Here is a 25,407-nt window from a genome sequence, read left to right as displayed (position 1 = left end):
GGCTCTTGTTGGGGCTCCGCCCCAAACCCCGCTCCTCAAACGCCCGAGGGGCTGGGATGTCCGGGAAACCCAGCCCGTCCGGCGATTGAGGACACGGCCGAAGGCCGTACGGGGGGCTGGGGGCTTGGCCCCCGGTCACGGGACGGGGCGGGGTGGGGGAGCAGTCCGCGGCAGCGCGTCGAGTACCCGCGCCGCCTCGGTCACCACACGCCTGACCAGCTCCTCGCAGCTCGGAAGGTCCTCGATCAGCCCCGCCACCTGCCCCGATGCCATCACGCCGAGGTCCGTGCGGCCGTCGACCATCGAAGCCTTCAGCAGCATCGGGGTGTTGGCGGCCAGCAGGACCTGGCTCCAGCTGAGCTCCCTGCCGTGCCTCATCGCCAGACCGTCGCGGATCATCTGCGACCAGGACAGACCCGAGAGCTTCTTGAAGCCGGCGGCACGGCGTACGGCCTGCGTCAGCGCTCTTGTACGGCCTGCCCCCTCGATCGAATCGACCAGCTCCGTACGGAGCATGCGGTGCGGGAGCCCGTCGACGGCCGTGGTCACCGTGATGTCCTTGACGGTCGCTGCGAGGTAGCGGGCCTTGACCGCGTCCGGCACCGTCGAGTCCGAGGTGAGCAGGAACCGGGTGCCCATGGCGATGCCCGCCGCTCCGTAGGCGAGCGCCGCGATCAGTCCCCGCCCGTCGTGGAAGCCGCCCGCCGCGATCACCGGAATATCGACCGCGTCGACAACTTGCGGCAGCAGCACGGTCGTTGCGACATCGCCGGTATGGCCGCCGCCCTCACCGCCCTGGACGATCACCGCGTCCGCGCCCCAGGCCGCCACCTTCTCCGCGTGCCGGCGGGCCCCGATGGACGGGATCACGACCACGCCCGCGTCCTTCAGCTCGGCGATCAGCTCGCGGGACGGCGCGAGAGCGAAGGAAGCGACTTTCACGCCCTCGTCGATGATGATCCGGACCCGGTCGTGGGCATCCCCGGCGTCGGCGCGGAGATTGACCCCGAAGGGCGCGTCCGTACGGGACATGACCTCGCGGACGGCCTGGCGCAGCTGGTCGGTGGTCATTGTCGCGGAGGCGAGGATGCCGAGTGCGCCGGCGTTGGCGGTGGCGGAGACCAGGCGGGGCCCCGCGACCCAGCCCATGCCGGTCTGCACGATGGGATACCGGACACCGGTGAGTCCGGTGAGGGCCGTCTCCACTATGCCGGGACCTCGCGCTCGCGCCTGCCCTTCGGGTCGATCACCTCGCGGATCAGCCGCAGCTCCGCAGCGGTGGGCTCGCGGGTGCAGGGGACGTCGGCGGGGATCGTGAGCGCGAAACCGGTCGCCTGCCGGACCTGCTCGACCGTGACACCCGGGTGCAGGGACGCGAGCCGCATCGAGCGGTCGGGGGTCGCGAAGTCGAAGACGCCCAGATTGGAGACGACGCGCGGGATGCGGTGGTAGCGGGCCGCGGACGGGCCCGCGGCGGCCGCGTTGTCGTAACCTACGCCGCTGACCATGTCGACGCGCTCGACGAAGACGCGGGCGGAGTGCCTGGGCACCCAGTAACTGACCGGATTGTTGAGGGTGTTGACGGGTGCCCCGCGTACGCCGAGCAGCTGGCGGGCGGGCCGCTCCCAGTCGCCGATGCAGGAGATGTTCTGGTTGCCGAAGCGGTCGATCTGGCTCGCGCCCATCATGACGTGCCGCTTTCCGCCGGTGACCATGGCCAGGTGCCGGCGGTACGGCAGCCAGCCCTCCGTCGCGCCGTCGAGGTCGACGAGCATCGCCTCGCCGTCCGTGAGAAGGAGGTCGGGGGAGAAGGTGCGCTTGGCCAGCCGGGCGCCGAAGGAGGAGACGGGGGCCATGGTGGCGGCCAGTACTTCGCCGTTCTCCCGCCAGGCCTCGGCGCAGGCGACGACGCAGTACTCGGAACGGCTGACGGTCACTGCTGCTCCTTGTGCCAGGTCCGGACGGCGGACTGGTAGTCACGCTCGGTCGTGCCGGAGAGGAAACGCTCGGCGAACTCCGGCCAGGGGGTGGACGCGTACAGCTTCTGGAAGGCCTCGTCGCGGCCGTAGTCGGGGTCGCAGGAGGTGAAGTGCGCGCCGTTCGGTGTCTCGACCACGCCGGTCACCGAGTGACGTCCGACCAGCAGGGTCTGCGGTACGGCGTCCTTGGTGAGCTCGGCGGTCTCGACGAGCTGCTCGCAGCAGACGTACGCGGAGTCGGCGGCCTCGCAGAACAGATCGTCGAAGTACGGATCGGGGCCCAGATACTGGCCGTTGCCGAGCCGGTCGGCGCGGTTGAGGTGGACGAGCGCCGCGTCCATCCGCAGGGCCGGTACGGCGACGAATTCCTCGCCGTCGTCGTACGGTGAAGTGACCGTCCGCAGCCCGGGGTTGACCCGCATGACATCGGATCCGATACCGGCCCGGACCGGGAGGAACGGCAGCCGGTTGGCGGCCGCGTGCAGCCCCCACATGAACATCGCCTCGTCGATCTCGGTGAGCGCGAAGTCGCCGCGCTCGCGGGCGGCGCGGAAATGCGGTTCGAGCGGGATCGAGTCGAGGGTGACGAACGCCGTGACCAGTCTGCGGATCCGGCCGGCGGCGGCGAGGAGGCCGATGTCGGGGCCGCCGTAGGACACGACGGTGAGATCAGTGATCTCGGTACGGAGCAGTGCCCGCACCAGCGCCATCGGCTTGCGGCGCGAGCCCCAGCCGCCGATGCCGATCGTCATTCCGCTGCGGAACCCGGACACCGCCTCGTCGGGCGTCATGGTCTTGTCGGTCACGCTCGGTCCTCCTCGCCGAAGGTGTCCTTGCCGAAGGTGTCGCGGATGCGGTCGGCGACACCGCTGAGGTTGGCCTCGAAGGTGAAGCCCTGCTCGAAGCGGTAGCTGCGGCGTACGTCGACGGGGTCGATGCCGTTGATGGCGGCCTTGGCCAGCCGGATCAGAGAACCGTCCTTCCGGGCGATCTCCCGCGCCAACTCCAGGGCCGCGGCCGCCAGTTCCTCGCGCGGGACGACCTTCCAGACCGAGCCGTGGGCGTGCAGCTCCCGCGCGGTGGCGGTGCGCGAGGTGTAGTAGAGGGCGCGCATCAGATGCTGGGGGACGAGACGGGCGAGATGGGTGGCCGCGCCGAGCGCGCCCCGGTCCAGCTCCGGCAGGCCGAAGGTGGCGTCGTCGGAGGCGACGATCGCGTCCGCGTTGCCGACAAGGCCGATACCGCCGCCCAGGCAGAAGCCGTTCACCGCCGCGACGACCGGCACCTCGCACTCGTAGACGGCGGCGAAGGCCTCGTAACAGCCGCGGTTGGCGCCGACGAGCGCGGTGTGTCCGGTGTCGCGCTGCATCTCCTTGATGTCGACGCCCGCGTTGAAGCCGCGGCCCGCGGCGGCCAGGACGACACAGCGGATCCCGGGGTCGCGGCCCGCCGCGCGGAGGGCGTCGGCGAGGTCGTACCAGCCCTGTACGGGAAGGGCGTTGACGGGTGGGAAGTCGGCCGTGACGACACAGATGCCCTTCTCGGGGCGTGCGGTGGAGACACCCATGAGCGGATCAGCTACCTTTCCACCAAACATTTGTTAGGTGAGGAAGGTAGCAGCCGATGGAGCTGGACGGGAGGGTCGCCGTCGTCACCGGCGGCACGCGGGGCGTGGGCGCGGGCATCGCGCGGGCCTTCCTGCGGGCGGGCGCCGAGGTGGTGGTCTGTGCGCGCAGACCACCGGAAGTCCCCGTCGCCGGAGCCGAGTTCGTACCGGTCGATCTGCGCGATCCCGCCGCGGTGGGGGAGTTCTTCGACTTGGTCGTGGCGCGGCACGGCCGGCTCGACGCTCTCGTCAACAACGCGGGCGGGACACCGTACCGGCTGCTCGGCGACGGCGACGGCGACGGCGACGCGGCCCGCCATGCCCGCGTGATCGAGCTCAATCTCACCGCGCCACTGACCGCCTCGCTCGCGGCGTACGGACATCTCAAAGCGGCCCGCGGATCGATCGTCATGATCGGCAGCGTCAGCGGCGGCCGGCCGTCCCCGGGCACGGCGGCGTACGGGGCGGCGAAGGCGGGACTGGAGAACCTGGCCCGGTCCATGGCCGTGGAGTGGGCACCCGAGGTACGCGTGAACACGCTCGTCCTCGGGATGGTGCGTACCGAACTCTCCCATCTGCACTACGGGGACGAGGAGGGCATCGCGGCCGTCGGCCGCACCGTGCCGCTGGGGCGGCTGGCCGAGCCGTCGGAGGTCGGTGACGCGGCGGTCTTCCTCGCCTCGGAGCGGGCGGCGTACGTGAGCGGAGCCTCGCTGCTGGTGCACGGGGGCGGGGAGCGTCCCGCCTTCCTCGATGCCGCAACTGTCAACAAGGAGACGTGAGATGACTGGGACAGCCGGAATCTGCGAAGGACGCGTCGTCATCGTCACGGGTGCCGGGCGCGGTCTCGGACGGGCCCATGCGCTCGCCTTCGCCGCCGAGGGGGCGAAGGTCGTCGTCAACGACCTCGGCGTCGGACCGGACGGGGCGGGCTCCTCCGCGGACCCGGCCCAGCAGGTCGTCGACGAGATCACGGCGGCGGGCGGTGCCGCGGTGGCGCACGGAGGCGACATCGCCACGACCGACGGTGCCGCTTCTCTCGTCGCCGCCGCGCTGGAGTCGTACGGCCGCCTCGACACCCTCGTCAACAACGCCGGGTTTCTGCGCGACCGGATGCTCGTCAACCTCGACGAGGACGACTGGGACGCCGTCATGCGGGTGCATGTGAAGGGCCACTTCCTGCCGCTCAAGCATGCCGCCGCGCACTGGCGTTCCGAGGCCAAGGCGGGTCGGCCGGTGGCGGCCCGGGTGGTCAACACCACCTCCGGAGCCGGGCTGTTGGGCAGTGTCGGCCAGGGCAACTACGCGGCCGCCAAGGCCGGGATCATCGGCCTGACGCTGGTCGCCTCGGCGGAGATGGGCCGGTACGGAGTCCAGGTCAACGCCATCGCGCCGGCGGCCCGTACCCGTATGACCGAGGAGACCTTCGCCGGCCTCTCCGCCCTGCCCGAGGATGTCTCGCCGCTCGTCGTCTGGCTCGGCTCCGCCGCCAGTACGGGTGTGACCGGCCGGGTCTTCGAGGCCGAGGCGGGCCGTATCACTGTCATGGAGGGCTGGCGGCCGGGACCCACCGCGGACAAGGGGACGCGCTGGACTCCCTCCGAAGCGGGCCGGGCCGCGCTGAAGCTGCTGGCGGACGCCGAGACTCCGCAACCGGTCTACGGGGCTCGGTGACGGTGCGGGCAGGAGCGGTGACGATGCCACCGGCCCGGGGGGCTTGGCCGTGCCGCGCGCCAGGTCCTTCACAGCCCCGGAGTCTGGAGTCCACCCAGGTTAACTTGTAGAAAACTCAAGGACGTTGGGGTTGACGCGTTCATGTCTACGCGCGTCATGATGTCGGTATGCGAATCCCCCCACGTATCGCCACTCTCGGCGGCATCGTCGCCCTCGCCTCCACCCTCCTCATCGGCGGACAGGCCACGGCCGCGCCCACGACCGTGGCCACGGTCGGTGACATCTGCTACTCCGACCTCCCCTCCCAGGCGCACGACACGCTCGACCTGATCGAGTCCGGCGGGCCGTTCCCGTACAGCCAGGACGGCACCGTCTTCTCGAACCGCGAAGGCGTCCTGCCGTCACACTCGTCCGGCTACTACCACGAGTACACCGTCAAGACGCCGGGCTCCTCCACCCGCGGCGCCCGCCGTATCGTCACGGGCGACGCGGCCCAGGAGGACTACTACACCGCCGACCACTACGCCTCGTTCGACCTCGTCGACTACGGCTGCTGAGCCGGTATCCTCCGCCCCGTGACGAAGACCTATGTGATCGACGGGGCGGAGGTCACCGGCCTGGAGAGCTTCTGGCGGGTGATCGGCGAAGCCGTGAACGGGACCGGCGGATACTTCGGCCGCAATCTGGACGCCTTCGCCGACTGCCTCAGCGGCGGCTTCGGCACGCCGGACGACGGCGACTTCGTCATCGAATGGCGCGACCACGAGCTCTCCCGCCGGGCGCTCGGGCGCGACGAGACCGTACGCCAGCTGCGGCTGCGGCTGGAGCGTGGCCATCCGCTGAACAGGGCCGCCATCCAGGCGGAGTTGGACGAGGCGGAGGCCGGTCGTGGCGCGACCGTATTCGACTGGCTGGCGCAGATCATCGAGGAGCGGGTACCCGGCGGGCTGCGGCTGCGCTGAACCGGGTCAGCGGCAGCGCGGTGACGTCTGTTCCAGCCGACGCCTGAGCTGCATGTCCTGCAGATGCCGCACCGCGTCCACCGCCGTGTCCCGGGCATACCCGTCCGGATCCTCGTCCGCGAGAATCCTGGCCAACGCCGCAGCCGCACGCGGATCCTGACGCATCGCCAGGCCCCGGGCCGCCTCCGCGGCCGTGTCCGCGTCCGGGTCGTTGAGCCGTGCCGCCAGTGCCTCGCGGATCTCGTGCGTATCGGCCTCAACGCCCGCCAGCGCCATCGTCGCCCAGTCCCTGACATGGGTGTCCGCGTCCCGGCTCAGCGCGATCACCGCCTCGATGCCCTCCGCATGGCCACCGGGAACCAGCCCGCACAGCGCCAGCGCCACCCGGTGGCGCACCTCCGCGTCCGGATGCCCGGCATGCCGCAGGATCTCGGGCAGCGCGGCCGGATCCCCGTGGTGCCCGAGACCGAGGACGACCGCCTGGATCAGCTCTGGATCCCGCGCCTCCCGGGACAGCTCGCGCAGCAGCGGCAACGCCCGCGCGGCGAACGGCCGCCAGGCGTCCACGTCCGGCCCCGGACCCACGAACCCCAGTTGCGCCAGCACATCCGCCGCGAACGCCTGCCGCAACGGATCGTCGCTCGCGCACCACGCGGCCGCCGCCTGGAAGGTCTCCTCGTCTCCCCGGCTCCACAGCGCCGTCACCGACTCGACCCAGTCGTCCTGATCGGGATCCCCGCAGCGCAGGGCCCGTTCGGCCAGTTCCGCATACGGAGTCAGGATCCCCAGCTCGCCTTCCAGCACCGTCGCGATCGCACCGTGGCCGGTCTGCTGCTCGGTGCCGGCCAGCGGCCTGCCGTCCTTCAGCAGCTCGACGACGACGGTCACCCCGCCGTCCTCCTCGACCCGGCGCGCGAAGGTCTCGTACTCCTCGCCGTCCCGCACCCCGTACGCCTGCAGCAGTCCCTCCCGCAGCTCCCGCTCCACATCCCGTACGAGCCACTGCCTGGCCTCCGCCAGCGCCGCCTCCGTCGCGTCGGCGCCGTGCCGCAGCAGGGCCCGCACCGTCGAAGGAGAGCCGCGCCGGGCGGCAAGCACCAGCGGCGGCTCGCCGCTCGGGCCCGGCAGATCGGGGTCGGCGCCGTACTCCAGCAGCACCTCCACCGTCCCGGCGTGCCCCTGCCCGACCGCCCAGACCATGGCCGTGAAGCCGTACGCCTCCGGAAGATCGGGCCTGGCGCCCGCGGCGAGCAGCGCCCGTACCACTTCGGTGTGTCCGCCGACCGCGGCCCCGCACAGCGGCAGATCCCCGGCCTCGGGGCCGCCCGCGCGCTCGGGCGCGGCTCCCGCGGCCAGCAGCAGCCGCACGATGCCCACCTCGTCGCTCACCGCCGCCAGATAGAGCGGCGTCTGCCCGTCCTCGTCGGTCACATCGGCGGGGGTCCCGGCCCTCAGCAGCCCTACGACAGCGTCGTCCGCGCCGCCGTGCACCGCCTCGAACAGTTCGCGGGCGCCCGCTGTCGGCTCTTTCGTCATGGTTCGACACTACGGAAGATCGGTCAGGTGTCGCATTCCAGAATCGTGCGGCACAGCCCGCAGCGGACCCGCACCCGTCCCCGTACGGGAACGCGGATGCGCTGATGGCAGGTGGGGCACGAGAAGGAGACGAGCAGCCCGTCCGGCCCGTGCTCGAAGGCGTACGGGGACGATGTGGCAGCCGGGTGGGCGGGGCCCGGGTGCTCCCGGGCGTAGCGCCGGTCCTTGGCGTAGCGATGGCGGCCCGTCCAGCCCGCGGTCGTGAGCGGCGGCTGCTGTGCGTCGCGCAGTGCCTGGGCGCGGCCCTTGGTGTAGGCGGTGTATCCCTGCGGGCTGGTGAACCAGGGGGAGGGGTCCTCGTCGAAGGCGATCGCCCGCTTGGCGAGGACGTAGCCGAACTCCTCCGGGGTGAGGTAGCCGAGCTTCTGGCTGGAGACGCTGTCCTCCCGGAACGCGTCGAGGAGCAGCCAGCCCGCGCCGAGATACGTGGTCGCGGTGTCGGTGAGGATCTCGTTGTCGCGGGTGCCGGGGAAGGACAGGTCGATCCGGTGCAGCAGCACATGCATGATCTCGTGGGCGAGGGCCGCCCCGATGTCCCTGCGATGAGCGCGGAAGCGGTCGTTGAGCTCGATGAAGTACTCCGGTCCCGCGGCCAGTTCGACGCTCGCGGCATGGTGCATCTCGCGGAAACTCACAATCATCCGGGCCTCCGGCAGCCGCAGATGCTGGACCAGGGCGCGGGCGACGCGTTGCGCGCCGAGATGCAGATCGTCCTGGTCGGAGAAGGCCACATCGGCCGGGACGACGCTCGGGGCGTAGGAGAGCACGGTCTCCCGCGAGAGGCGTCGGTAGAGCGCGGTGATCGCCGCCCGCACGGTGTCGAGGTGCGGAAAGCCGTGTACGACCTCGTTGCCGTTCGCCACCACTGCCCGTACCCCCCATGCACGACGGTCGGCCCGATTCAACTGTACGGGGAGGCGAGGTCGAATCCTCGCTGGTGACATGGCCGAAAACTGCTCCTTGTGGCGTGGTGATCCACTCTTCATAATCCGGACCACGCTTGTCCGGCACATGACAGCGCGCGCGATGCTGAGGTGGACTCCGGCGCAGGCGTAAGTCTCAACCCCCCACGAAAGGCATTCCGTTGAAGAAGCAGTTTGTGCGAGTGCTCCAGAGATGCGCCGCCGCCGGCGCTGTCGTCCTCGCCGCCATCAGCCTTCAGCCCACCTCGTCCTCGGCCGCCACGGCGCCCGTCGTCGGCGGAACCCGCGCCGCTCAGGGCGAATTCCCGTTCATGGTCCGGCTCTCCATGGGCTGTGGCGGTGCGCTGTACGCCAAGAACATAGTGCTGACCGCCGCCCACTGTGTGAACGGTTCCGGCAACAACACCAGCATCACCGCGACCGCCGGCGTCGTCGACCTGCAGAGCTCCAGCGCCATCAAGGTCAAGTCGACCAAGGTCCTGCAGGCCCCCGGCTACAACGGCACCGGCAAGGACTGGGCGCTGATCAAGCTCGCCAAGAACATCGACCTCCCGACCCTGAAGATCGCCGACACGAAGGCGTACGACAACGGCACCTTCACGGTCGCCGGCTGGGGCGCGGCCACCGAGGGCGGCGGCCAGCAGCGCTACCTCCGCAAGGCCCAGGTGCCGTTCGTCTCCGACGCCAGCTGCAAGCAGGCGTACCCCGAGCTCGTGTCCGGCGAGGAGATCTGCGCCGGGCTCAAGCAGGGCGGCGTGGACACCTGCCAGGGTGACTCCGGCGGCCCGATGTTCCGCAAGGACAACAACAACGCGTGGATCCAGGTCGGCATCGTGAGCTGGGGCGAGGGCTGCGCACGGCCCAACTTCCCGGGTGTCTACACCGAGGTGTCCACCTTCGCCGCCGCCATCAAGTCCGCGGCGGCAGGCCTCTAGTCACCGGGGCTTCGCCGGCTACCGGGGCTTCGCCCCGGACCCCCGTACGGTCTGCGGCCGTGCGCGGGGTCCGGGGCGGAGCCCCAGGGAAAAGGTCACCCCAGACAGACGGACGTCCCCGCCGTCTCCAGCTCCAGCACCCACACCTCGTTCGTGCCCACGCGCAGCACCGGCCCGGGAACGTACAGCGTGTGCTGCGGGCCCGCCGACCAGTATCTGCCGAGATTGAAGCCGTTCACCCAGACGAAGCCCCGTGTCCAGCCCGGCAGTTCCAGCGACGCGTCGCCGGGCTCGCTCACCTCGAACGAGGCCCGGTACAGGCCCGTCGACCCCTCCTCGGCCGCCGCGCGGAACGGCACCTTCGCGACCGCGTCCGCCTCCTCGAAGGCATCCAGCCGCAGCCCCCGCGCCCGTACGCCGTGCAGATACTGCCGCTCGTGCAGTACACCTCCCGCTATGCCCTTGGCTCCGCCCGTCCGCGGCCCGTAGTTGACGCGCCCCAGCGACTCCACCCAAAGCTCCACCGCGGCGGGCCCGGCCACCGGCTCCTCGAGCGTGGCGTCCTCGCCGCTCAGCACCCCGGCCCGCACCCCGTCGACATACACGACGGCCAGGTCCCGCAGGCCGGACACGCCCAGCGGGTACGGCTGCCGCGGGCCCGGAACACCGACCCGGTAGCGGATCAGACCGCGGTCCACGCCCAGCTCCTCGAACGTGGCCGGAACAGGCCCCTCCGACTCATCGTCGCCGAGCGTCTCCAGTACCTCCTCGAGCGGCGCCCACTCGGTGAGCTCGGCCCGCACCGGCGCACCCAGAGCGGCGGGCGCCGGCGGCAGCTCCGGCAGCGGACCCGCCTGGAACAGCGCGAGCACGTCCCGGAACAGCCCGAACTTCTCCGTCGGCCGCCCGTACTCGTCGATCGGCGCGTCGTAGTCGTACGACGTGACGTCCGGCTGGAGCCCGCCCATGTGCAGCGCGCCGCCACCCCGGTTGGCCCCCGCCCAGCCGGCGAAGTTCGTGCCGCCGTGCGCCATATAGACATTGACCGAGGCGCCGCACTCAAGGATCTCGCGCAGCGCCGCCGCGGCATCCGCCGCATCCCGTACGACATGCTCCCCGCCCCAGTGGTCGAACCAGCCGCACCAGAACTCCATGCACATCAGCGGCCCCTGCGGCTGATGGCGGCGCAGCGTCCGGAAGCTCTCACGGGCCCCCGACCCGAAGTTCACCGTTGCCAGCACCCCGGGCACCGAGCCGCCGGTGAGCATATGGTCCTCGGGCCCGTCGGAGGTGAACAGCGGCACGGTCACCCCGCAGCCCCTCAGCAGATCCACGAGATGGCGCAGATAGCCCTGGTCGGAGCCGTAGCTGCCGTACTCGTTCTCGACCTGCACCATGATCACCGGGCCGCCGAGCCCGATCTGCCGCTCCACCACCTGCGGCAGCAGCCGGGTGAACCACCGCTCCACATGCCCCAGATACTCGGCGTCGTCCGTGCGCACCCGCCGTCCGAGCCGTCCGGTCAGCCAGTACGGCAGCCCGCCGTTCTCCCACTCGGCGCAGATGTACGGCCCCGGCCGCACGATCGCCGACAGGCCTGCCGCCTGTGCGGCGTCCAGGAACCGGCCCAGCGCGTCGGCGTCCGCGTACCGGCCGGGCTCCGGCTCATGCAGATTCCACGGGACGTACGTCTCGACGCAGTTGAGGCCCATGGCCCGCAGCATCGCCAGCCGGTGGTCCCACTGCGCCTCGTGCACCCGGAAGTAGTGCAGCGCTCCCGACAGCAGCCGCACGGGCCGCCCGTCCACCAGGAAGTCCGTATCACCCACAGTGAACTCAGCCACCATCCACCCCCTTTTGCGCTCGGTTCACCTCCGGGCGCCCGCGCCCACCATCGCCCCCTGGCGGCGAGCCGGTCCATGGACAAAGATCGGCGCTGTTTGGACGCAACGTCGGACGCAAGGTTCGGCAGCCGGCGCCCAGGGAGAGGACGGAAGCGGATGTACCACACCTGGATGCGCTATTTCACCCCGAGCCCCGTCCAGCACCGCCTCGGTCTGGCCTGTCTCGGCGTCGGCCTCCAGCACGGTGTCCTGCCCACCGTCGGACCCCGCACCCTCGACCACCATGTCGCCGTCGTGATCAGTGCCGGCCGCGGCTGGTTCCGCGGCCCCGACGGACGGCGCGCCACCGTGACCGCGCCCGCTCTGATCTGGCTCACGCCCGGCGTTCCGCACCACTACGGTCCCGATCCGGCAGGCGGTTGGGACGAGAGTTTCGTCGACTTCACCGGGCCCGCGACCGCCACCTACACCGAACTCGGCTACATCGAGCCGGACCGGCCCGTCGTCCCGCTCTCCGACGCCGCCGGGGCCCGCGCCGCCGTCGGCCGTATCGCCCGCGCCGCACGCCGCGGCAACCCGCTCCTGGAGGTCGAGACCGGCGCCGCCGTCCATGAACTCCTGGTCGCCCTGCGCCGCGCCCGCGCCGACACCAACACCGAGGGCGACCCGGTGCTCACCGCACTCGCGCGCGACGCCTTCCAGCCGCTGTCCGTCGCCGAACACGCGGCTCGGCACGGAATGACCCCCGCCGAACTGCGCAGCGCCGTTCGCCGCGGCGCGGGCTGCAGCCCCAAGGACTACCTGCTCGGCATCCGCCTCGGCCGCGCGAAGGAACTGCTCGCGGCCACCGAACTGCCCGTCGCCGCCGTCGCCCGCCGCATCGGCTACGAAGACCCGGCCTACTTCTCCCGGCTGTTCACCCGCCGTGTCGGCATCGCGCCCATCCGCTTCCGTGAGCAGCAGGGCCGCACCGTCCCCGGCGGCTGGAGCAACCAGATCCCGGACCCCGAACACCCCCCGACGATCACCACGTGATCGACGTAAGCTCGCTGACCATGACCACGAGGGACTCCGACGAGACCGTACGCGCCGAACTGAACAGGCTGCGCGAGAGCATCGACAACATCGACGCGGCGGTCGTCCATATGCTCGCCGAGCGCTTCAAGTGCACCCAGCAGGTCGGCCACCTCAAGGCGCGGCACCATCTGCCGCCCGCCGACCCGGCCCGCGAGGCCCGCCAGATCGAGCGGCTGCGGCAGCTGGCGGAGAGCGCCAAACTGGATCCGGCGTTCGCCGAGAAGCTGCTGAACTTCATCATCGCCGAGGTCATCCGCCACCACGAGACGATCGCCCGCTCCTGACCGCACCGCCCCTACGTACTTCGTACGGGCGAAAGGGCCGCACGCTGCTGGAAAGTGCCGCACGCTACTCGTAGCGTGGGTGCTATGACCACAAGAGTGCCGATCCGCCAGCTTCAGCAGCACGCGAGCGAACTCATCGAGAGGGTCGCGGCCGGGGAGCGCGTGGAGATCACGCGCAACGGCAGGCTCGTTGCGGTGCTCGCCCCGCCGGACCCGGAGCAGCGGGTGATGGAAGACCTCGTCCGCACGGGCACCGTCGACCCGGAGAACGCGGAATCCGCCCGCGGGCTCGGCGACTGGCAGCCACTGGCCGCCCGTCCCGGTCCGCCCGCCCGGCTCTCCGAGGTTCTGCTGGCGATGCGAGAGGAAGAGGACCGTTGATCTACCTCGATACCTGCGCGCTGCTGAAGCTGCTCCTCCCCGAGCCCGAGACGGACGCGCTGCGCACCTTTCTGGCCGCACGGGCCGCGGAAGGCCATGTCACCGCCGCGCTCACCCAGACCGAGGTGGCCCGCACACTCGTACGCGTAGGGGCGGAGCCCGAAGTGGGGGACGCCGCAGAGGAGATGCTCGACCGCGTACTGCGCATCCGTCTCACCGACCCGATCCTGCGCGCAGCCGGCCAGTTCCCGCAGCGCCACCTGCGCAGCCTCGACGCGATCCACCTGGCGTGTGCCGAACACCTCGAACAGGCGCTGACCGCGTTCGTCACCTACGACAAGCGGCTGGCCGCGGCGGCCACGGAGCGGGACCTGCCGGTCGAGGCCCCCGGCGCGTAGAAGCGCGTGCGCTGACAGCGCAATCAATACCCCGTGTGCGGAGCAGGACCCATCGGGCAGCATGGCCCCCATGCCCGTACTGACGCGCGACGAAGCGCAGACCCGAGCCCAGCTCCTCGACGTCCAGCGGTACACGATCGACCTCGATCTCACCACCGGCGAGGAGACCTTCGACTCCCGAACCGTCATCCAGTTCACCGCACGTGCGGCCGGGGACACCTTCGTCGAACTCAAGCCCGCCGTACTGCGCTCCGTCACCCTCGACGGGCAGCCGCTCGACCCCGAGAAACTGGCCGAGAACCGGCTCGCGCTCACCGGCCTCACCGCCGGCGAGCACGAGCTGCGCGTCGAGGCGGACATGCGCTACTCCCGCACCGGCGAAGGCATGCACCGCTTCACCGACCCCACCGACGGTGAGACGTACGTCTACACCCAGCTCTTCATGGAAGACGTCCAGCGCGTCTTCGCCGCCTTCGACCAGCCCGACCTCAAAGCCGTCTTCGAGCTCTCCGTCACCGCCCCCGAGGGCTGGAGCGTGCTGGGCAACGGCATCGCCACCCCGAACGGCGAAGGCCGCTGGACCTGCGCGGAAACGCCGCCGCTCGCCACCTACTTCGTCGCCGTCGCCGCCGGCCCCTGGCACTCCGTGCACAGCGAGCACGCCGGACTGCCCTTCGGCATCCACTGCCGCCGCTCGCTGGCGCCGTACCTCGACGCGGACGCCGAGGAGATCCTCGAGATCACGCGCCAGTGCTACGACCGGTACCACGAGAAGTTCGAGGAGCCGTACCCCTTCGACTCGTACGACCAGGCCTTCGTGCCCGAGTTCAACGCCGGCGCGATGGAGAACCCGGGCCTGGTCACCTTCCGCGACGAGTTCATCTACCGCTCCGCCGTCACCGACACCGAGCGGCAGACCCGTGCCATGGTCATCGCCCACGAGATGGCCCATATGTGGTTCGGCGACCTCGTCACCCTCAAGTGGTGGGACGACATCTGGCTGAACGAATCCTTCGCCGAGTACATGGGCTACCAGACCCTCACCGAGGCCACCCGCTTCACCGACACCTGGGTCGACTTCGGAATCGGCCGCAAGTCCTGGGGTTACGACGCCGACCAGCGGCCCTCCACCCACCCGGTCGCCCCCGACCCGGAAGCCGTCCCCGACACCGCCTCCGCAATGCTCAACTTCGACGGCATCTCCTACGCCAAGGGCGCCTCGGCGCTGCGCCAGCTGGTGGCCTGGCTGGGCGAGAAGGACTTCCTCGCCGGTATCAACACCCACTTCGCCCGGCACAAGTTCTCCAACGCCACCCTCGCCGACTTCATCGACTCACTCGCGCATGCCACCGACCGAGATGTGCACGGCTGGGCCGAGTCCTGGCTGCGTACGACAGGTGTCGACACCCTCACCCCGGCGATCGCCGAGTCCGAGGGCGGATGGTCGCTGACGGTCGCGCACGACGGCAGCCGCCCGCACCGCATCGCCGTGGGCACGTACGACGCCGACCCGGTGGACGCGGGCCGGCTGGTGCTGCGCGACCGTATCGAACTGGACATCCCGCAGAGCCGGAACGGCGCCCACCCGGGCCGCCGCCCGGCCCTCGTCGTCCTCAACGACGGCGACCTCAGCTACGCCAAGGTCCGGCTGGACGCCGCCTCCTGGGACACGGCCGTACGTTCCCTCTCCGGCATCCCGGACCCGCTGACCCGCGCCGTCGTCTGGAACGCCGCGCGCGACATGGTCCGCGACGGCGAGCTCGCCCCCACCGCCTATCTGGAGGCGGCCCGCGCCCACCTCCCGCGCGAGTCGGACCTCGCGGTCGTCCAGGGCATCCTCACCTTCGCCGCGACGCAGCTCGCCGACCGCTACCTCCCCGACGAGGACCGGCCCGCCGCCCTCGCCGCACTCAGGGACATCTGCCGCGCACTGCTGCGCCGCACCGAGGACGGCAGCGACCAGGGCCTGCGCCTCACCGCCGTACGCCACTTCATCGACGCCGCCGCACAGCCGGAGACGCTCCAGGAGTGGCTCGGCGACGGCAGCGTGCCCGGCGGCCCGGAGCTCGACCCGGAGCTGCGCTGGCGCATCCTGTACCGCCTCGCCGTCCTCGGCGCGACCGACGACAAGGCGATCGCCGCGGAACTGGACCGGGACCCCAGCGCCACCGGCCAGGAAGGCGCGGCCCGCTGCCGCGCCGCACTGCCCACTCCGGAGGCCAAGGCGGCCGCCTGGGAACGCCTCTTCACCTCCGACACCCTCTCCAACTACCTCTTCACCGCCACAGCCCAGGGCTTCTGGCAGCCCGAACAGGCCGATCTGGTACGCGAGTACGTGCCCCGCTACTACCCCGACTCGGTCGCGCTCGCCGCCCGCCGCGGACCCGCGATAGCGGATGCCGCGGGCCGCTACGCCTTCCCGTTGCACGCCGTGGACGCGGAGACGCTGGGGCTGGGCGAGGAGTGCCTGCGCGACGCGGAGATGATCCCGGCGCTGCGCCGCAAGCTCGTCGACCAACTCGACGATCTGCGCCGGGCGTTGGCGGTACGCGGCGGGTAGCCGGTGGGCCGGGGGCTGCCGCCCCCGGACGCCCCTCGGGCGTGTCCTCAATCGCCGGGCGGGCTGCATCAATCGCCGGGCGGGCTGAATTCCAGCCCGTCCGGCACACGGCGGAACCGCACATCGGCACAGCGGGAAGGGGCGGGACGGGGAAACGGAACCCCGTCCGTCATAGCAGCGACCCTCAACCCAACTCCCCCCTTCCCCAACGCGGTACCACTTTCGGGTTCGGATCGTTGAGCTCTGCGGACACCCCACGGGATCACCCGTACACCCTGGGGTTGTGCCACCTCCGCGCTCCCCGAAGGACCCCGCATGAGTACGCCGCCCCCTGGCCCGGCCCTCGCCGGAGGCACCGCAGGACCCGACGCCCTGCGGCCGCTGCTCGCCGTCGTGCTCGACGCACTCCACGACGGCGCGGCGGAACGCGGCGGGCCGCTCCCGGCAGGCGGCCCCGAGACCGTCGCCGCGCGGCTCCGCGAGGCCGCCGAGCCGCTGCTCCCCGAGCGCGGCACCGGCGCCGAAGAGGCACTCCGCAGCCTCGTCCACGCCGTCGCGCAGGGCGCGGCCGACCCGGCGGACCCGCTGTGCGCCGCCCATCTGCACACCCCGCCACTCGCACTCGCCGTCGCCGCCGATCTCGCCGCGTCCGCGCTCAACCCCTCCATGGACTCCTGGGACCAGGCCCCCGCCGCGTCCGAGCTGGAGGTCGCCGCCACCCGCACCCTCGCCGCCGAGGTCTACCCGCGCGGGCCCGACCCCGACGCCCTGGTCACCACCGGCGGCACCGAGTCCAACCAGCTCGCCCTGCTGCTGGCCCGCGAACGCCACGGCGCCGTCCAGGTCGTCTGCGGAGCCGGCACCCACCACTCCGTACACCGCGCCGCCTGGCTGCTGGGCCTGCCCGAGCCGGTCACCGTCCCCGCCTCCTCCGGCACCATCGACCTCGCCGCCCTGGACGACGCCCTCACCGATCTGTACGGCCCGCTCCTCGTCGCCGCCACCGCGGGGACCACCGACACCGGGCGAATCGATCCGCTGCCCGAGATCGCCGACCTCTGCGAGCGGCACGGCGTCGAGCTCCATGTCGACGCGGCCTACGGCGGACCGCTGCTCTTCAGCGCATCCCGCCGCTCCCTGCTGAACGGCCTGGACCGCGCCCACTCCGTCACCATCGATCTGCACAAAATGGGCTGGCAGCCGGTCGCCGCAGGTCTGCTCGCCGTACCGGACCGGGCCCGCCTCGCCCCACTCGGCCACACCGCCGACTACCTCAACGCCGACGACGACACCGAAGCAGGCCTGCCCGACCTGCTGGGCCGCTCCCTGCGTACGACCCGACGCCCCGACATCCTCAAGATCGCCGTCACCCTCAGAGCGCTGGGCCGCACCGGCCTCGGCGCACTCGTCGACCGCACCTGCGCCGCCGCCCACCACCTCGCCGACCTCATCGAGAAGACCCCCGGCCTCGAGCTGTACGAGCGGCCCACGCTCTCCACCGTCCTGTTCCGACCGGCCACGGCCACCGACGAACAGACCGCCGACATCCGCCGCACGCTCCTCGCCGAAGGCCGCGCGGTCCTCGGCCGGGCCCGCGTGGACGACCGCCTCTGGCTCAAGGCCACCCTCCTCAACCCCCACGCCACCCCCGGCGACCTGGCAGCTCTGATCCAAGAAGTCCTGATCGAACTCGCGGAAGGCAGCACCCCCCGATGACCGGCACGCCCCCGACCGAACGCGCTCAGCCCCAAGACCTCGTGGGCATCGGTATCGGCCCGTTCAACCTCTCCCTCGCCGCGCTCGCCGACCGCGTCCCCGGCGGTATCGCCGCCACCTTCTACGAGCAGCGGCCCGCCTTCCACTGGCATCCCGGCCTGCTGATCGAGGGCGCGACGCTCCAAGTCCCCTTCCTCGCCGACCTGGTGACCCTCGCCGACCCGGCCAGCCCCTGGACGTTCCTCAACTACCTGCGCGCCCGGGACCGGCTCTTCCCCTTCTACTTCGCCGAGCGGTTCCACATCCAGCGCTCCGAGTACGACGACTACTGCCGCTGGGTCAGCGACCGTCTCCCGAGCCTGCACTTCGGCCACCAGATCGACGCCGTCCGCTGGAACCCCGAACGCTCCCTCTTCGAGGTCGACTTCACCCAGCTCGACGCCGACGGCGGGGCGGAGGCGCTGGGCCGCGCGTACAGCCGGCACATCGCGCTCGGCGTCGGCACCGAGCCGTACATCCCCGAGCCGCTCAAGCCCCTCGCCGAAGCCCCCGCCGTCCCGGTCATCCACTCCGCGGACTACCTCGACAACCGGCAGCGGCTGCTGGCCGCCGACCACATCACGATCATCGGCTCGGGACAGTCGGGCGCCGAGGTCTTCCTCGATCTGCTGCGCGCCCGGCCCGAGGGAGCCGAGAAGATCCACTGGCTGGCCCGTTCCGAGGCGTTCGCGCCGATGGAGTACTCCAAACTCGGCCTGGAGCACTTCACGCCCGACTACACCCGCTACTTCCACGCCCTGCCCGAGCGGACCCGCGACGCGCTCGTCCCGCGCCAGTGGCAGCTCCACAAGGGCATCGACGCCGACACCATCGCCGCGATCCACGCCGAGCTCTACCGCCGCACCCTGCACGGCGGCTGGCCAGACGCCGTCCTCACGCCCGGCGTCTGTGTACGCACCGCGGGCCGCGTCGCCACCACCAAGGTCGAACTCCACCTCGAGCACGCCCAGCAGGGCACCCGCTCACGCCTCACCACCGACGCCGTGGTCCTCGCCACCGGCTACCGCGAGCGCCCGCTCGACCGGATGCTCGCCGGTATCGACCCGTATGTGCGCCGCGACGCGGCAGGCCGACCGCACATCGACGACCAGTTCCGGCTCGTCCTCGACGGCTCGGTCACCGGCTCCGTATACGTACAGAACGCCGAACGGCACACGCACGGCGTCGGCGCCCCCGACCTCGGCCTCGCGGCCTGGCGCAGCGCGAGCATCCTCAATTCCCTCACCGGCAAGGAGCCCTACCCGCTGCCGCGCCGCACCGCCTTCACCAGCTTCGGTCTGGAACGACGCGAGGCGCCCGGCATCCCCGCACCGGCGCCGGAGCTGACGCCCCTCGCCCGGGGAATCTGAACGCCTCGCGACGAAACCACTAGAAGACGGGCGCGCCGTCCCGGGTCAGCTTCCAGCCCACCGTCGCGAACTGCGCGGGGTCGACCGTGCCCTTCGCCTTCACCCAGTTGATGATCGTGTTCCGGATCTCCTCCGAATTCGCCCACAGCTGCTGAGACTTGGCGACATGCGGGAAGTTTCCGCCGCCACTCGCCCGGTAGTTGTTGACGGCCAGCACGAACTGCGCCGCCACGTCGATCGGCTTGCCGTCGAAGGACAGATTCACGATCCGCGAACCCGCCGGCTTGGCGATGTCGATCTCGTACGTCAGACCCGAGACCGCGTCGTAGTTGTAGTCCGGAGTGTTGTCGGCGTTGGTCAGCTTGGCGGTGTCGACGGGACCGCCGGCCGGAGTCTGCACGTAGTACCGCGCCGAGAACTCCAGATAGTCCTTGAGCTGCCCGCCCGTCAGCAGCCGCGCCTCCAGAGTGTTCTCGAAGACGTAAAGGCCTGCGGCGTCCCTGATCGTCACCTGGCCGGCCGGGATCGCCGCCGTGCGCGAGAAACAGGACGCCTGCGAGAGGACGGGCAGCGCCGCGTACTGGCCGCCGGCCAGCGCCGCCTTCACCGTCTCCGCCTGGACGTGATTGATCAGATCGATGATCGGCTCGTCCTTCCACGGCGCGTCGGCCGTGGTCATAGCGGTGGTGCAGGTGCCGATGACCTGATTGACGTACGCGACGACCTTCTTGTGCTCGTCGCCGAGCAGCCCCGTGATCTTCGGGTCCTCGTCAGCCGTGTTGGAGTTGAGGACCTGCGCGCCGACCTTCTCGACCGTCCAGCGGCCCTTCTCCCACACCAGATCGAAGTCGAACAGCGTGAGCCGCTGGCCCCACTTCAGCGGCTCGGAGAGCACGACCTTCTTGCCGGTCTCCTTGTTGGCGACGAAGTACTCGGCGATCTCGGTGTGCGCGTGGCCGACGAGGATCGCGTCGATACCGGGCACCTGCTCCGCCACCAGACCGGCGGCGTTCTCGATGTACGGGAGCTGGTCACCGTAGGACGACGTGCCGCTGGAGCCCGAGTGGGCGGAGACAATCACCACGTCCGCACCCATGGAGCGCAGCTTCGGCACCCACTTCGCGGCCTGCTCCTCCAGACCAGGGAAAGTCATCTTCCCCTGGACGTTGGCCTTGTCCCAGATGGCGATGCCGGGGTTGGTGAGGCCGAGGACGGCGACCTTCACATCGCGGCCGCAGGGCGTGCGCAGCCGGTGCATGCTGTACGGGCGGAAGGCCGGCCGGAGCGTCTTGGCGTCCAGCGCGTTCGCACCGAGCAGCGGGAAGTCGCACTGCTCCTCGAACTTGCGCAGCACCGGAATGCCGTAGTTGAACTCGTGGTTGCCGAGCGCCGCGGCGTCATAGCCGATCGCGTTCATGGCCTGCGCCATCGGGTGCACGGGACCGCGCTTCGCCGTGATCGGGTCGACCTTGGCGTAGTAGTACGAGAGCTGGGTGCCCTGGATGGTGTCACCGGCGTCGATGAGGAGCGTGTTGCGCCGGCCCTTCTCCTTGCGGATCTTCTCCACGAGCGTCGAGATCTTCGCCAGGCCCACGTCGTTGTGGGTCTTGTCGTCGAACTCCTTGTCCGTGAAGTAGTCCCAGTTGAAGACATTGCCGTGCAGGTCCGTGGTGCCCATGACGGTGAAGGAGTACCGCTTCGGCGGACGCCCGTGGCTGTGGCCCTGCTCGGCCGCCCCGGCGGGCAGCGCGGTGGCGCCCGCGACGGCAACACCGGCCCCGGCGGCGGCCGACCGCTCCAGGAACGTCCTACGGTTCAGCGGCATTTGGTCTCCCTCGTATCGGTGCACAACGCGCGTAGATTCTGACGCAGGAGCAGTATCCGGCAACACCCCTCGCGAGTTTCGATCTGGTGTCCGCCGGTTGTCCCGCCCGGGATGCGAGAGTGTCCATGACGTCCGCCGGCACCACCACGAAGTACGAGGGAGCCTCCCGTGACCACCGACGCACCCAACACCGCCGCGCCGTACGGCACACCGGAGACGCCGCGCGTCGCCGTGCGCGGCGAGGCGCGCCTGGAGTTCGACCCCGAGATCGCCAGGATCGGCGTCGCGGTCAGCGCGCGCGGCACGGACCGGCGCAGCGCGCTGGAGGACCTCACCCGCCGCAACTCCGCGGTCCTTGACCTGATCAAGTCCTACGGCGAATCGGTGGAGAAGCTGGAGACCGGCGCCTTCTCGATCACTCCGGAGCTCACGCGGCACGGCCGCGGCGAACGCGTCCGCGCCTACTACGGCCGCGTCCACATCACCGCCGAGCTCAGCGACTTCACCGCGCTCGGCGAGCTCACCACACGCCTCGCGGATCTTGAGCTGACCCGAGTGGACGGCCCCTGGTGGGCCCTGCGCCCGGACTCGCCCGCCCATGGCGAGGCCCGCCGCCAGGCGGTGAAGGAGGCCGTCCAGCGAGCCCGCGAATACGCCGAGGCCCTGGGTGCGCGGCTGGCCGCGCTGGTGGAGCTGGCCGACCTCGGCGCGGAGAACGCCGTCGCGTACGGACTGCCTCCGACGCCCGGTGGCATGCGCATGGCCGCATACGGCGGCACCGACAGCGCCGAGATGGCCCCGGCCCTCGATCTGGAGCCGCAGCGCCAGACCGTCTACGCCCAGGTCAACGCCCGCTTTACGATGACGCCGCCGCAGCTGTGACGGGGGCGGCTCCGGCGACTGAAATGCTCATCGGAGCGCCCCCGCGCACAATTCAACACTTGTCAATAAGGCTTCACGTAAAGGTTGTTGAGTAGTCATGCGCGGCCAATTCTCTACCGGCCGGTAAGCCCTACGCTCGAATCATGCGCCGAGCAAAGATCGTCTGTACTCTTGGGCCCGCCACCGACACATACGACCAGATCAAGGCACTGGTCGAAGCCGGAATGGACATCGCCCGCTTCAACCTCAGCCACGGCACCTACGCCGAGCACGAGGAGCGCTACCAGCGCGTACGCAAGGCCTCCGACGAATCGGGCCGCAGTGTCGGCGTACTCGCCGACCTTCAAGGTCCGAAGATCCGACTCGGACGCTTCCGCGAAGGACCCGTACTGCTTGAACGCGGCGATGAATTCACCATCACGGTCGAGGAGACGGAAGGCGACCGCGAAATCTGCGGCACCACCTACCAGGGCCTCGCCGCCGATGTCACCACCGGAGAGCGCATCCTCGTCGACGACGGCAAGGTCGCCCTCCTGGTGACCGCGGTCGACGGCCCCCGGGTCCGCACCACCGTCGTCGAGGGCGGCATGGTCTCCGACCACAAGGGCCTCAACCTCCCCGGCGTGGCCGTCTCCGTGCCCGCGCTCTCCGAGAAGGACATCGAAGACCTCCGCTGGGCCCTGCGTATCGGCGCCGACATCATCGCCCTCTCCTTCGTACGCAGCGGACGCGACGTCGACGACGTGCACCGCATCATGGCGGAGGAGGGCCGCCGGCTTCCCGTGATCGCCAAGATCGAGAAGCCCCAGGCCGTCGAGAACATCGACGACATCGTGGCCGCTTTCGACGGCATCATGGTCGCCCGCGGCGATCTCGGCGTGGAAATGCCTCTCGAGCAGGTGCCGATCGTCCAGAAGCGCGCCATCAAGCTCGCCAAGCGCAACGCCAAGCCGGTCATCGTCGCGACCCAGATGCTCGACTCGATGATCGACAACTCCCGCCCCACGCGCGCGGAGGCGTCCGACGTCGCCAATGCCGTCATCGACGGCACCGATGCCGTGATGCTGTCGGGCGAGACGAGCGTCGGGAAGTACCCCGTCGAGACGGTGCGGACGATGAGCCGCATCGTCGAGGCGGCCGAGGAGGACGTCCTCGCCAAGGGCCTGCCGCCGCTGACCGAGCGCAACAAGCCCCGTACACAGGGCGGAGCGGTGGCCCGAGCGGCAGCCGAGATGGGCGACTTCCTGGGCGCGAAGTTCCTGGTCGCCTTCACACAGTCCGGCGACACCGTCAGGCGGCTCTCCCGCTACCGCTCGCCGATCCCGCTGCTGGCCTTCACACCGGACGCGGCCACCCGCTCCCAGCTCAACCTCACCTGGGGCGTGGAGACCTTCCTCGGTCCGCACGTCGACTCCACCGATGCCATGGTGGCCCAGGTCGACGAGGAGCTGCTGAAGATCGGCCGCTGCGAAAAGGGCGACATCGTGGTCATCACGGCCGGCTCCCCGCCCGGGGTCGCGGGCTCGACGAACCTCGTACGGGTACACCACATCGGCGAGGACGACAGCCCGAAGTAGGTGGCGGGTACGTATCTGTCGGGCCGGGGCGTCAGTACTTCGGCCCGACGTGGGCGTCCATCAGCGCGACAGACGCGCGCTTGGCGACGGAGATGTTGTACGGCTTCCCGGCGCGGGTGCAGTGCTTCCACTCGATGCCGAGCTTGTCGAGAGTGTCCGTGTAGAGCTGCCGGATGTCGTCCGAGACATTGGTGAACCAGTAGCGGGGATATTCGTAGCGCTTCCGCTCGCCGCCGACGAGGCGAGTGGTCCAGTTCATGTTCCGGCATCCGTCGGAGTGGATGAGGCCGCGGACGAACTCCCAAGGGTGCGCGTCCACGATCTCCTGCTGCCAGGACTCCAGGATGATCGGCCGCTCGTGCTTCATGCCTGCTCCGTGCTGGGGGAACATGCACCACAGGTGGTTCGAGTAGACCTTCACGTTGCGGCACCCGGTCCTGCGGACGCGGCAGACTGAGTTGTCCGGGAAGATTGCGCGCATCGCGCGCTCACACTCGTCCATCAGGCCTGGCCAGGACTCGGCGCAGGTGATCATGAGGCTGGGGACTCTGTGTCCTGAGTACTGGATGATGTGCCCGTCTCCGAGGTAGAGCCCGAGAAGGTAGGAGTATGCGGCCTCATCGAGCTCTCGGCCATCGCACCGAGGGCACTTGGGATCGTGTTTGCCTGGACACTCTCCGCGCTTGGCGCGATCCATGTGCAGCCAATAGCTGACGGTGCCGGGCGGGACATCCAGCCGGCGGGCTACCTCGGCATTCCTCGTCCCGCCTCGCAGCAGCGTGAGGGCTTGCTGTCGCACCTCTGTGCCATGGAAGCTCATGCCGCCACTCTGTGTGACTGATTGTGGCGACGAGCAGCAAAAAGCGGATGTTCACGAGAACGTGGACATCCGCTTTCTGGGAAGAAGTGCCGGGTGCGGGATTCGAACCCGCAAGCCCTCTCAGGCAGAGGTGTTTGAGACCTCCGTGTATACCGTTCCACCAACCCGGCGCGATCAGCTGCCCGGAAGTGTACCGGGTCACCACACGCCGCTGCTGCTGGGTAGGCTCATGGTGAGCACCCTGCCTTTGAATGAGGAGTCCCGTGACCGCCCCCGACTCGCCCCAGCCCGTCGCCGATGACGACAAGTCGCACGTCCCTCCGCTGACGACCCGCGTCGTGATCGCCGAGGACGAGGCGCTCATCCGGCTCGACCTCAAAGAGATGCTCGAGGAAGAGGGCTACGCGGTCGTCGGCGAGGCCGGTGACGGTCAGCGGGCCGTCGAGCTCGCCCGGGAGCACCGCCCCGACCTGGTCATTCTCGATGTGAAGATGCCCGTCCTCGACGGGATCTCCGCGGCGGAGAAGATCGCCGAGGAGTCCATCGCCCCCGTCCTGATGCTGACCGCGTTCTCGCAGCGCGATCTCGTGGAGCGGGCCCGGGACGCCGGAGCCATGGCGTATCTGGTGAAGCCGTTCAGCAAGAGCGACGTCGTGCCGGCGATCGAGATGGCCGTCTCCCGGTTCGCCGAGCTGAAGGCGCTGGAGCAGGAGGTCGCGGACCTCTCCATGCGGCTGGAGACGCGGAAGCTGGTCGACCGCGCGAAGAGCATTCTGCAGACGCAGTACGGGCTGACGGAGCCCGCGGCGTTCCGGTGGATCCAGAAGACCTCGATGGACCGGCGGCTGTCGATGCAGCAGGTCGCCGAGGCGGTCATCGAGGACGCCGAGGAGAAGAAGGCCGCGAAGGGCGAGTAGGGCATACGGAGAGGCCCGCACCCCGAGCTCGGGGTGCGGGCC

The 25,407-nt window shown here is 70.4% G+C and carries 24 protein-coding genes and 1 tRNA gene; 15 read left to right on the top strand and 10 right to left on the bottom strand.

The genetic code is table 11. From position 1 onward, the window contains the following. Positions 1–135: 135 nt before the first annotated feature. From ACFWDI_RS31840 to ACFWDI_RS31825, 4 genes are read right to left on the bottom strand one after another with little or no spacing between them, the layout of a single operon-like run. On the bottom strand, positions 136–1,206 hold the full coding sequence (locus ACFWDI_RS31840; RefSeq protein ID WP_385309325.1) for an NAD(P)H-dependent flavin oxidoreductase: 1,071 nt from the start codon (positions 1,204–1,206) through the stop codon (positions 136–138). Then, a complete protein-coding gene (locus tag ACFWDI_RS31835; protein WP_385309323.1) occupies positions 1,206–1,937 on the bottom strand; it encodes a CoA-transferase subunit beta in 732 nt (243 codons plus the stop codon). Before ACFWDI_RS31835 ends, ACFWDI_RS31840 begins: the two co-directional genes overlap by 1 nt. After that, positions 1,934–2,785: a CoA transferase subunit A gene (locus tag ACFWDI_RS31830; RefSeq protein ID WP_385309321.1), complete on the bottom strand. Its 852-nt coding sequence runs from the start codon at positions 2,783–2,785 to the stop codon at positions 1,934–1,936. Before ACFWDI_RS31830 ends, ACFWDI_RS31835 begins: the two co-directional genes overlap by 4 nt. Then, positions 2,782–3,546 carry an enoyl-CoA hydratase family protein gene (locus tag ACFWDI_RS31825; protein ID WP_385309319.1) on the bottom strand — a complete coding sequence of 255 codons (765 nt, stop codon included), beginning with the start codon at positions 3,544–3,546 and terminating at the stop codon, positions 2,782–2,784. The genes ACFWDI_RS31830 and ACFWDI_RS31825 overlap by 4 nt, the downstream gene beginning before the upstream one ends. Positions 3,547–3,602: 56 nt before the next feature. Between ACFWDI_RS31825 and ACFWDI_RS31820 the strand changes: the two genes are divergently transcribed. The 4 genes from ACFWDI_RS31820 (at position 3,603) to ACFWDI_RS31805 (ending at position 6,221) form a co-directional block, all read left to right on the top strand. Further along, positions 3,603–4,367: an SDR family oxidoreductase gene (locus ACFWDI_RS31820; protein ID WP_385309317.1), complete on the top strand. Its 765-nt coding sequence runs from the start codon at positions 3,603–3,605 to the stop codon at positions 4,365–4,367. A 1-nt stretch (position 4,368) separates the two neighbouring features. Continuing rightward, positions 4,369–5,259: an SDR family oxidoreductase gene (locus ACFWDI_RS31815; RefSeq protein ID WP_385309316.1), complete on the top strand. Its 891-nt coding sequence runs from the start codon at positions 4,369–4,371 to the stop codon at positions 5,257–5,259. A gap of 167 nt (positions 5,260–5,426) precedes the next feature. Then, positions 5,427–5,816: a ribonuclease gene (locus ACFWDI_RS31810; RefSeq protein ID WP_385309315.1), complete on the top strand. Its 390-nt coding sequence runs from the start codon at positions 5,427–5,429 to the stop codon at positions 5,814–5,816. A gap of 18 nt (positions 5,817–5,834) precedes the next feature. Further along, positions 5,835–6,221: a barstar family protein gene (locus ACFWDI_RS31805; RefSeq protein WP_385309313.1), complete on the top strand. Its 387-nt coding sequence runs from the start codon at positions 5,835–5,837 to the stop codon at positions 6,219–6,221. Between the two features lie 6 nt (positions 6,222–6,227). On the opposite strand, the gene ACFWDI_RS31800 is transcribed toward ACFWDI_RS31805, so the two are convergent. Further along, on the bottom strand, positions 6,228–7,757 hold the full coding sequence (locus ACFWDI_RS31800) for an ankyrin repeat domain-containing protein (protein WP_385309311.1): 1,530 nt from the start codon (positions 7,755–7,757) through the stop codon (positions 6,228–6,230). A gap of 23 nt (positions 7,758–7,780) precedes the next feature. Further along, entirely contained in the window at positions 7,781–8,680 is a 900-nt protein-coding gene (locus ACFWDI_RS31795) for a hypothetical protein (protein ID WP_385309309.1), read from the bottom strand. A 236-nt stretch (positions 8,681–8,916) separates the two neighbouring features. Between ACFWDI_RS31795 and ACFWDI_RS31790 the strand changes: the two genes are divergently transcribed. Further along, entirely contained in the window at positions 8,917–9,675 is a 759-nt protein-coding gene (locus ACFWDI_RS31790) for a S1 family peptidase (RefSeq protein WP_385309307.1), read from the top strand. A 95-nt stretch (positions 9,676–9,770) separates the two neighbouring features. On the opposite strand, the gene ACFWDI_RS31785 is transcribed toward ACFWDI_RS31790, so the two are convergent. Further along, on the bottom strand, positions 9,771–11,519 hold the full coding sequence (locus tag ACFWDI_RS31785; protein ID WP_385309305.1) for a beta-galactosidase: 1,749 nt from the start codon (positions 11,517–11,519) through the stop codon (positions 9,771–9,773). 156 nt (positions 11,520–11,675) lie between these two features. On the opposite strand from ACFWDI_RS31785, the gene ACFWDI_RS31780 reads away from it, so the two are divergent. The 7 genes from ACFWDI_RS31780 (at position 11,676) to ACFWDI_RS31750 (ending at position 19,344) form a co-directional block, all read left to right on the top strand. Beyond that, positions 11,676–12,554 carry an AraC family transcriptional regulator gene (locus ACFWDI_RS31780; RefSeq protein WP_327322945.1) on the top strand — a complete coding sequence of 293 codons (879 nt, stop codon included), beginning with the start codon at positions 11,676–11,678 and terminating at the stop codon, positions 12,552–12,554. Between the two features lie 20 nt (positions 12,555–12,574). Then, positions 12,575–12,880, top strand: a complete 306-nt coding sequence (locus ACFWDI_RS31775; protein WP_385309402.1) for a chorismate mutase — start codon at positions 12,575–12,577, stop codon at positions 12,878–12,880. An 84-nt stretch (positions 12,881–12,964) separates the two neighbouring features. Beyond that, positions 12,965–13,261: a type II toxin-antitoxin system prevent-host-death family antitoxin gene (locus ACFWDI_RS31770; protein WP_327322943.1), complete on the top strand. Its 297-nt coding sequence runs from the start codon at positions 12,965–12,967 to the stop codon at positions 13,259–13,261. After that, positions 13,258–13,659 (top strand): type II toxin-antitoxin system VapC family toxin, encoded by a 402-nt coding sequence (locus ACFWDI_RS31765; protein WP_385309303.1) that lies wholly within the window; start codon positions 13,258–13,260, stop codon positions 13,657–13,659. Before ACFWDI_RS31770 ends, ACFWDI_RS31765 begins: the two co-directional genes overlap by 4 nt. Positions 13,660–13,729: 70 nt before the next feature. Continuing rightward, positions 13,730–16,219, top strand: a complete 2,490-nt coding sequence (pepN, locus tag ACFWDI_RS31760) for an aminopeptidase N (protein ID WP_385309301.1) — start codon at positions 13,730–13,732, stop codon at positions 16,217–16,219. A gap of 315 nt (positions 16,220–16,534) precedes the next feature. Then, on the top strand, positions 16,535–17,935 hold the full coding sequence (locus ACFWDI_RS31755; RefSeq protein ID WP_385309299.1) for a pyridoxal phosphate-dependent decarboxylase family protein: 1,401 nt from the start codon (positions 16,535–16,537) through the stop codon (positions 17,933–17,935). Further along, entirely contained in the window at positions 17,932–19,344 is a 1,413-nt protein-coding gene (locus ACFWDI_RS31750; RefSeq protein ID WP_385309297.1) for a lysine N(6)-hydroxylase/L-ornithine N(5)-oxygenase family protein, read from the top strand. The genes ACFWDI_RS31755 and ACFWDI_RS31750 overlap by 4 nt, the downstream gene beginning before the upstream one ends. Before the next feature lie 19 nt (positions 19,345–19,363). On the opposite strand, the gene ACFWDI_RS31745 is transcribed toward ACFWDI_RS31750, so the two are convergent. Beyond that, the gene (locus tag ACFWDI_RS31745; RefSeq protein WP_385309295.1) at positions 19,364–21,169 is read right to left on the bottom strand and encodes a bifunctional metallophosphatase/5'-nucleotidase; all 1,806 of its coding nucleotides are present in this window, start codon (positions 21,167–21,169) and stop codon (positions 19,364–19,366) included. Between the two features lie 168 nt (positions 21,170–21,337). On the opposite strand from ACFWDI_RS31745, the gene ACFWDI_RS31740 reads away from it, so the two are divergent. Both ACFWDI_RS31740 and pyk read left to right on the top strand, forming a co-directional pair. After that, the gene (locus tag ACFWDI_RS31740) at positions 21,338–22,051 is read left to right on the top strand and encodes an SIMPL domain-containing protein (RefSeq protein WP_327322937.1); all 714 of its coding nucleotides are present in this window, start codon (positions 21,338–21,340) and stop codon (positions 22,049–22,051) included. A 143-nt stretch (positions 22,052–22,194) separates the two neighbouring features. Next, positions 22,195–23,628 (top strand): pyruvate kinase, encoded by a 1,434-nt coding sequence (gene pyk, locus ACFWDI_RS31735; RefSeq protein WP_385309293.1) that lies wholly within the window; start codon positions 22,195–22,197, stop codon positions 23,626–23,628. Positions 23,629–23,659: 31 nt separating this feature from the next. Here pyk and ACFWDI_RS31730 read toward each other — a convergent pair whose 3' ends face one another. Together ACFWDI_RS31730 and ACFWDI_RS31725 are read right to left on the bottom strand one after the other, a co-directional pair. Beyond that, complete coding sequence (locus ACFWDI_RS31730; RefSeq protein ID WP_385309292.1) at positions 23,660–24,448, bottom strand: helix-turn-helix domain-containing protein; 789 nt, start codon at positions 24,446–24,448, stop codon at positions 23,660–23,662. Positions 24,449–24,535: 87 nt separating this feature from the next. Then, a tRNA-Leu gene (locus tag ACFWDI_RS31725) sits at positions 24,536–24,618 on the bottom strand. A 93-nt stretch (positions 24,619–24,711) separates the two neighbouring features. Here ACFWDI_RS31725 and ACFWDI_RS31720 point away from each other — a divergent pair. Next, positions 24,712–25,365: a response regulator gene (locus tag ACFWDI_RS31720; RefSeq protein ID WP_327322934.1), complete on the top strand. Its 654-nt coding sequence runs from the start codon at positions 24,712–24,714 to the stop codon at positions 25,363–25,365. Positions 25,366–25,407: the final 42 nt, after the last annotated feature.

The sequence above is a fragment of the Streptomyces sp. NPDC060064 genome, from assembly GCF_042736455.1.
In the GTDB taxonomy this organism is placed as follows: Bacteria; Actinomycetota; Actinomycetes; order Streptomycetales; family Streptomycetaceae; genus Streptomyces.
This window is presented reverse-complemented; position numbering and strand designations above follow the sequence as displayed.

Excerpts from the sequence above, each read along its gene's own strand:
- ACFWDI_RS31775 (WP_385309402.1), top strand. The coding sequence starts at position 12,575 with ATGACCACGAGGGACTCCGACGAGACCGTACGCGCCGAACTGAACAGG.
- ACFWDI_RS31730 (WP_385309292.1), bottom strand. The coding sequence starts at position 24,448 with ATGAGCTTCCATGGCACAGAGGTGCGACAGCAAGCCCTCACGCTGCTG.
- ACFWDI_RS31755 (WP_385309299.1), top strand. The coding sequence starts at position 16,535 with ATGAGTACGCCGCCCCCTGGCCCGGCCCTCGCCGGAGGCACCGCAGGA.
- pyk (WP_385309293.1), top strand. The coding sequence starts at position 22,195 with ATGCGCCGAGCAAAGATCGTCTGTACTCTTGGGCCCGCCACCGACACA.
- ACFWDI_RS31745 (WP_385309295.1), bottom strand. The coding sequence starts at position 21,169 with ATGCCGCTGAACCGTAGGACGTTCCTGGAGCGGTCGGCCGCCGCCGGG.
- ACFWDI_RS31750 (WP_385309297.1), top strand. The coding sequence starts at position 17,932 with ATGACCGGCACGCCCCCGACCGAACGCGCTCAGCCCCAAGACCTCGTG.
- pepN (WP_385309301.1), top strand. The coding sequence starts at position 13,730 with ATGCCCGTACTGACGCGCGACGAAGCGCAGACCCGAGCCCAGCTCCTC.
- ACFWDI_RS31800 (WP_385309311.1), bottom strand. The coding sequence starts at position 7,757 with ATGACGAAAGAGCCGACAGCGGGCGCCCGCGAACTGTTCGAGGCGGTG.
- ACFWDI_RS31820 (WP_385309317.1), top strand. The coding sequence starts at position 3,603 with ATGGAGCTGGACGGGAGGGTCGCCGTCGTCACCGGCGGCACGCGGGGC.
- ACFWDI_RS31780 (WP_327322945.1), top strand. The coding sequence starts at position 11,676 with ATGTACCACACCTGGATGCGCTATTTCACCCCGAGCCCCGTCCAGCAC.
- ACFWDI_RS31810 (WP_385309315.1), top strand. The coding sequence starts at position 5,427 with ATGCGAATCCCCCCACGTATCGCCACTCTCGGCGGCATCGTCGCCCTC.
- ACFWDI_RS31825 (WP_385309319.1), bottom strand. The coding sequence starts at position 3,546 with ATGGGTGTCTCCACCGCACGCCCCGAGAAGGGCATCTGTGTCGTCACG.
- ACFWDI_RS31815 (WP_385309316.1), top strand. The coding sequence starts at position 4,369 with ATGACTGGGACAGCCGGAATCTGCGAAGGACGCGTCGTCATCGTCACG.
- ACFWDI_RS31770 (WP_327322943.1), top strand. The coding sequence starts at position 12,965 with ATGACCACAAGAGTGCCGATCCGCCAGCTTCAGCAGCACGCGAGCGAA.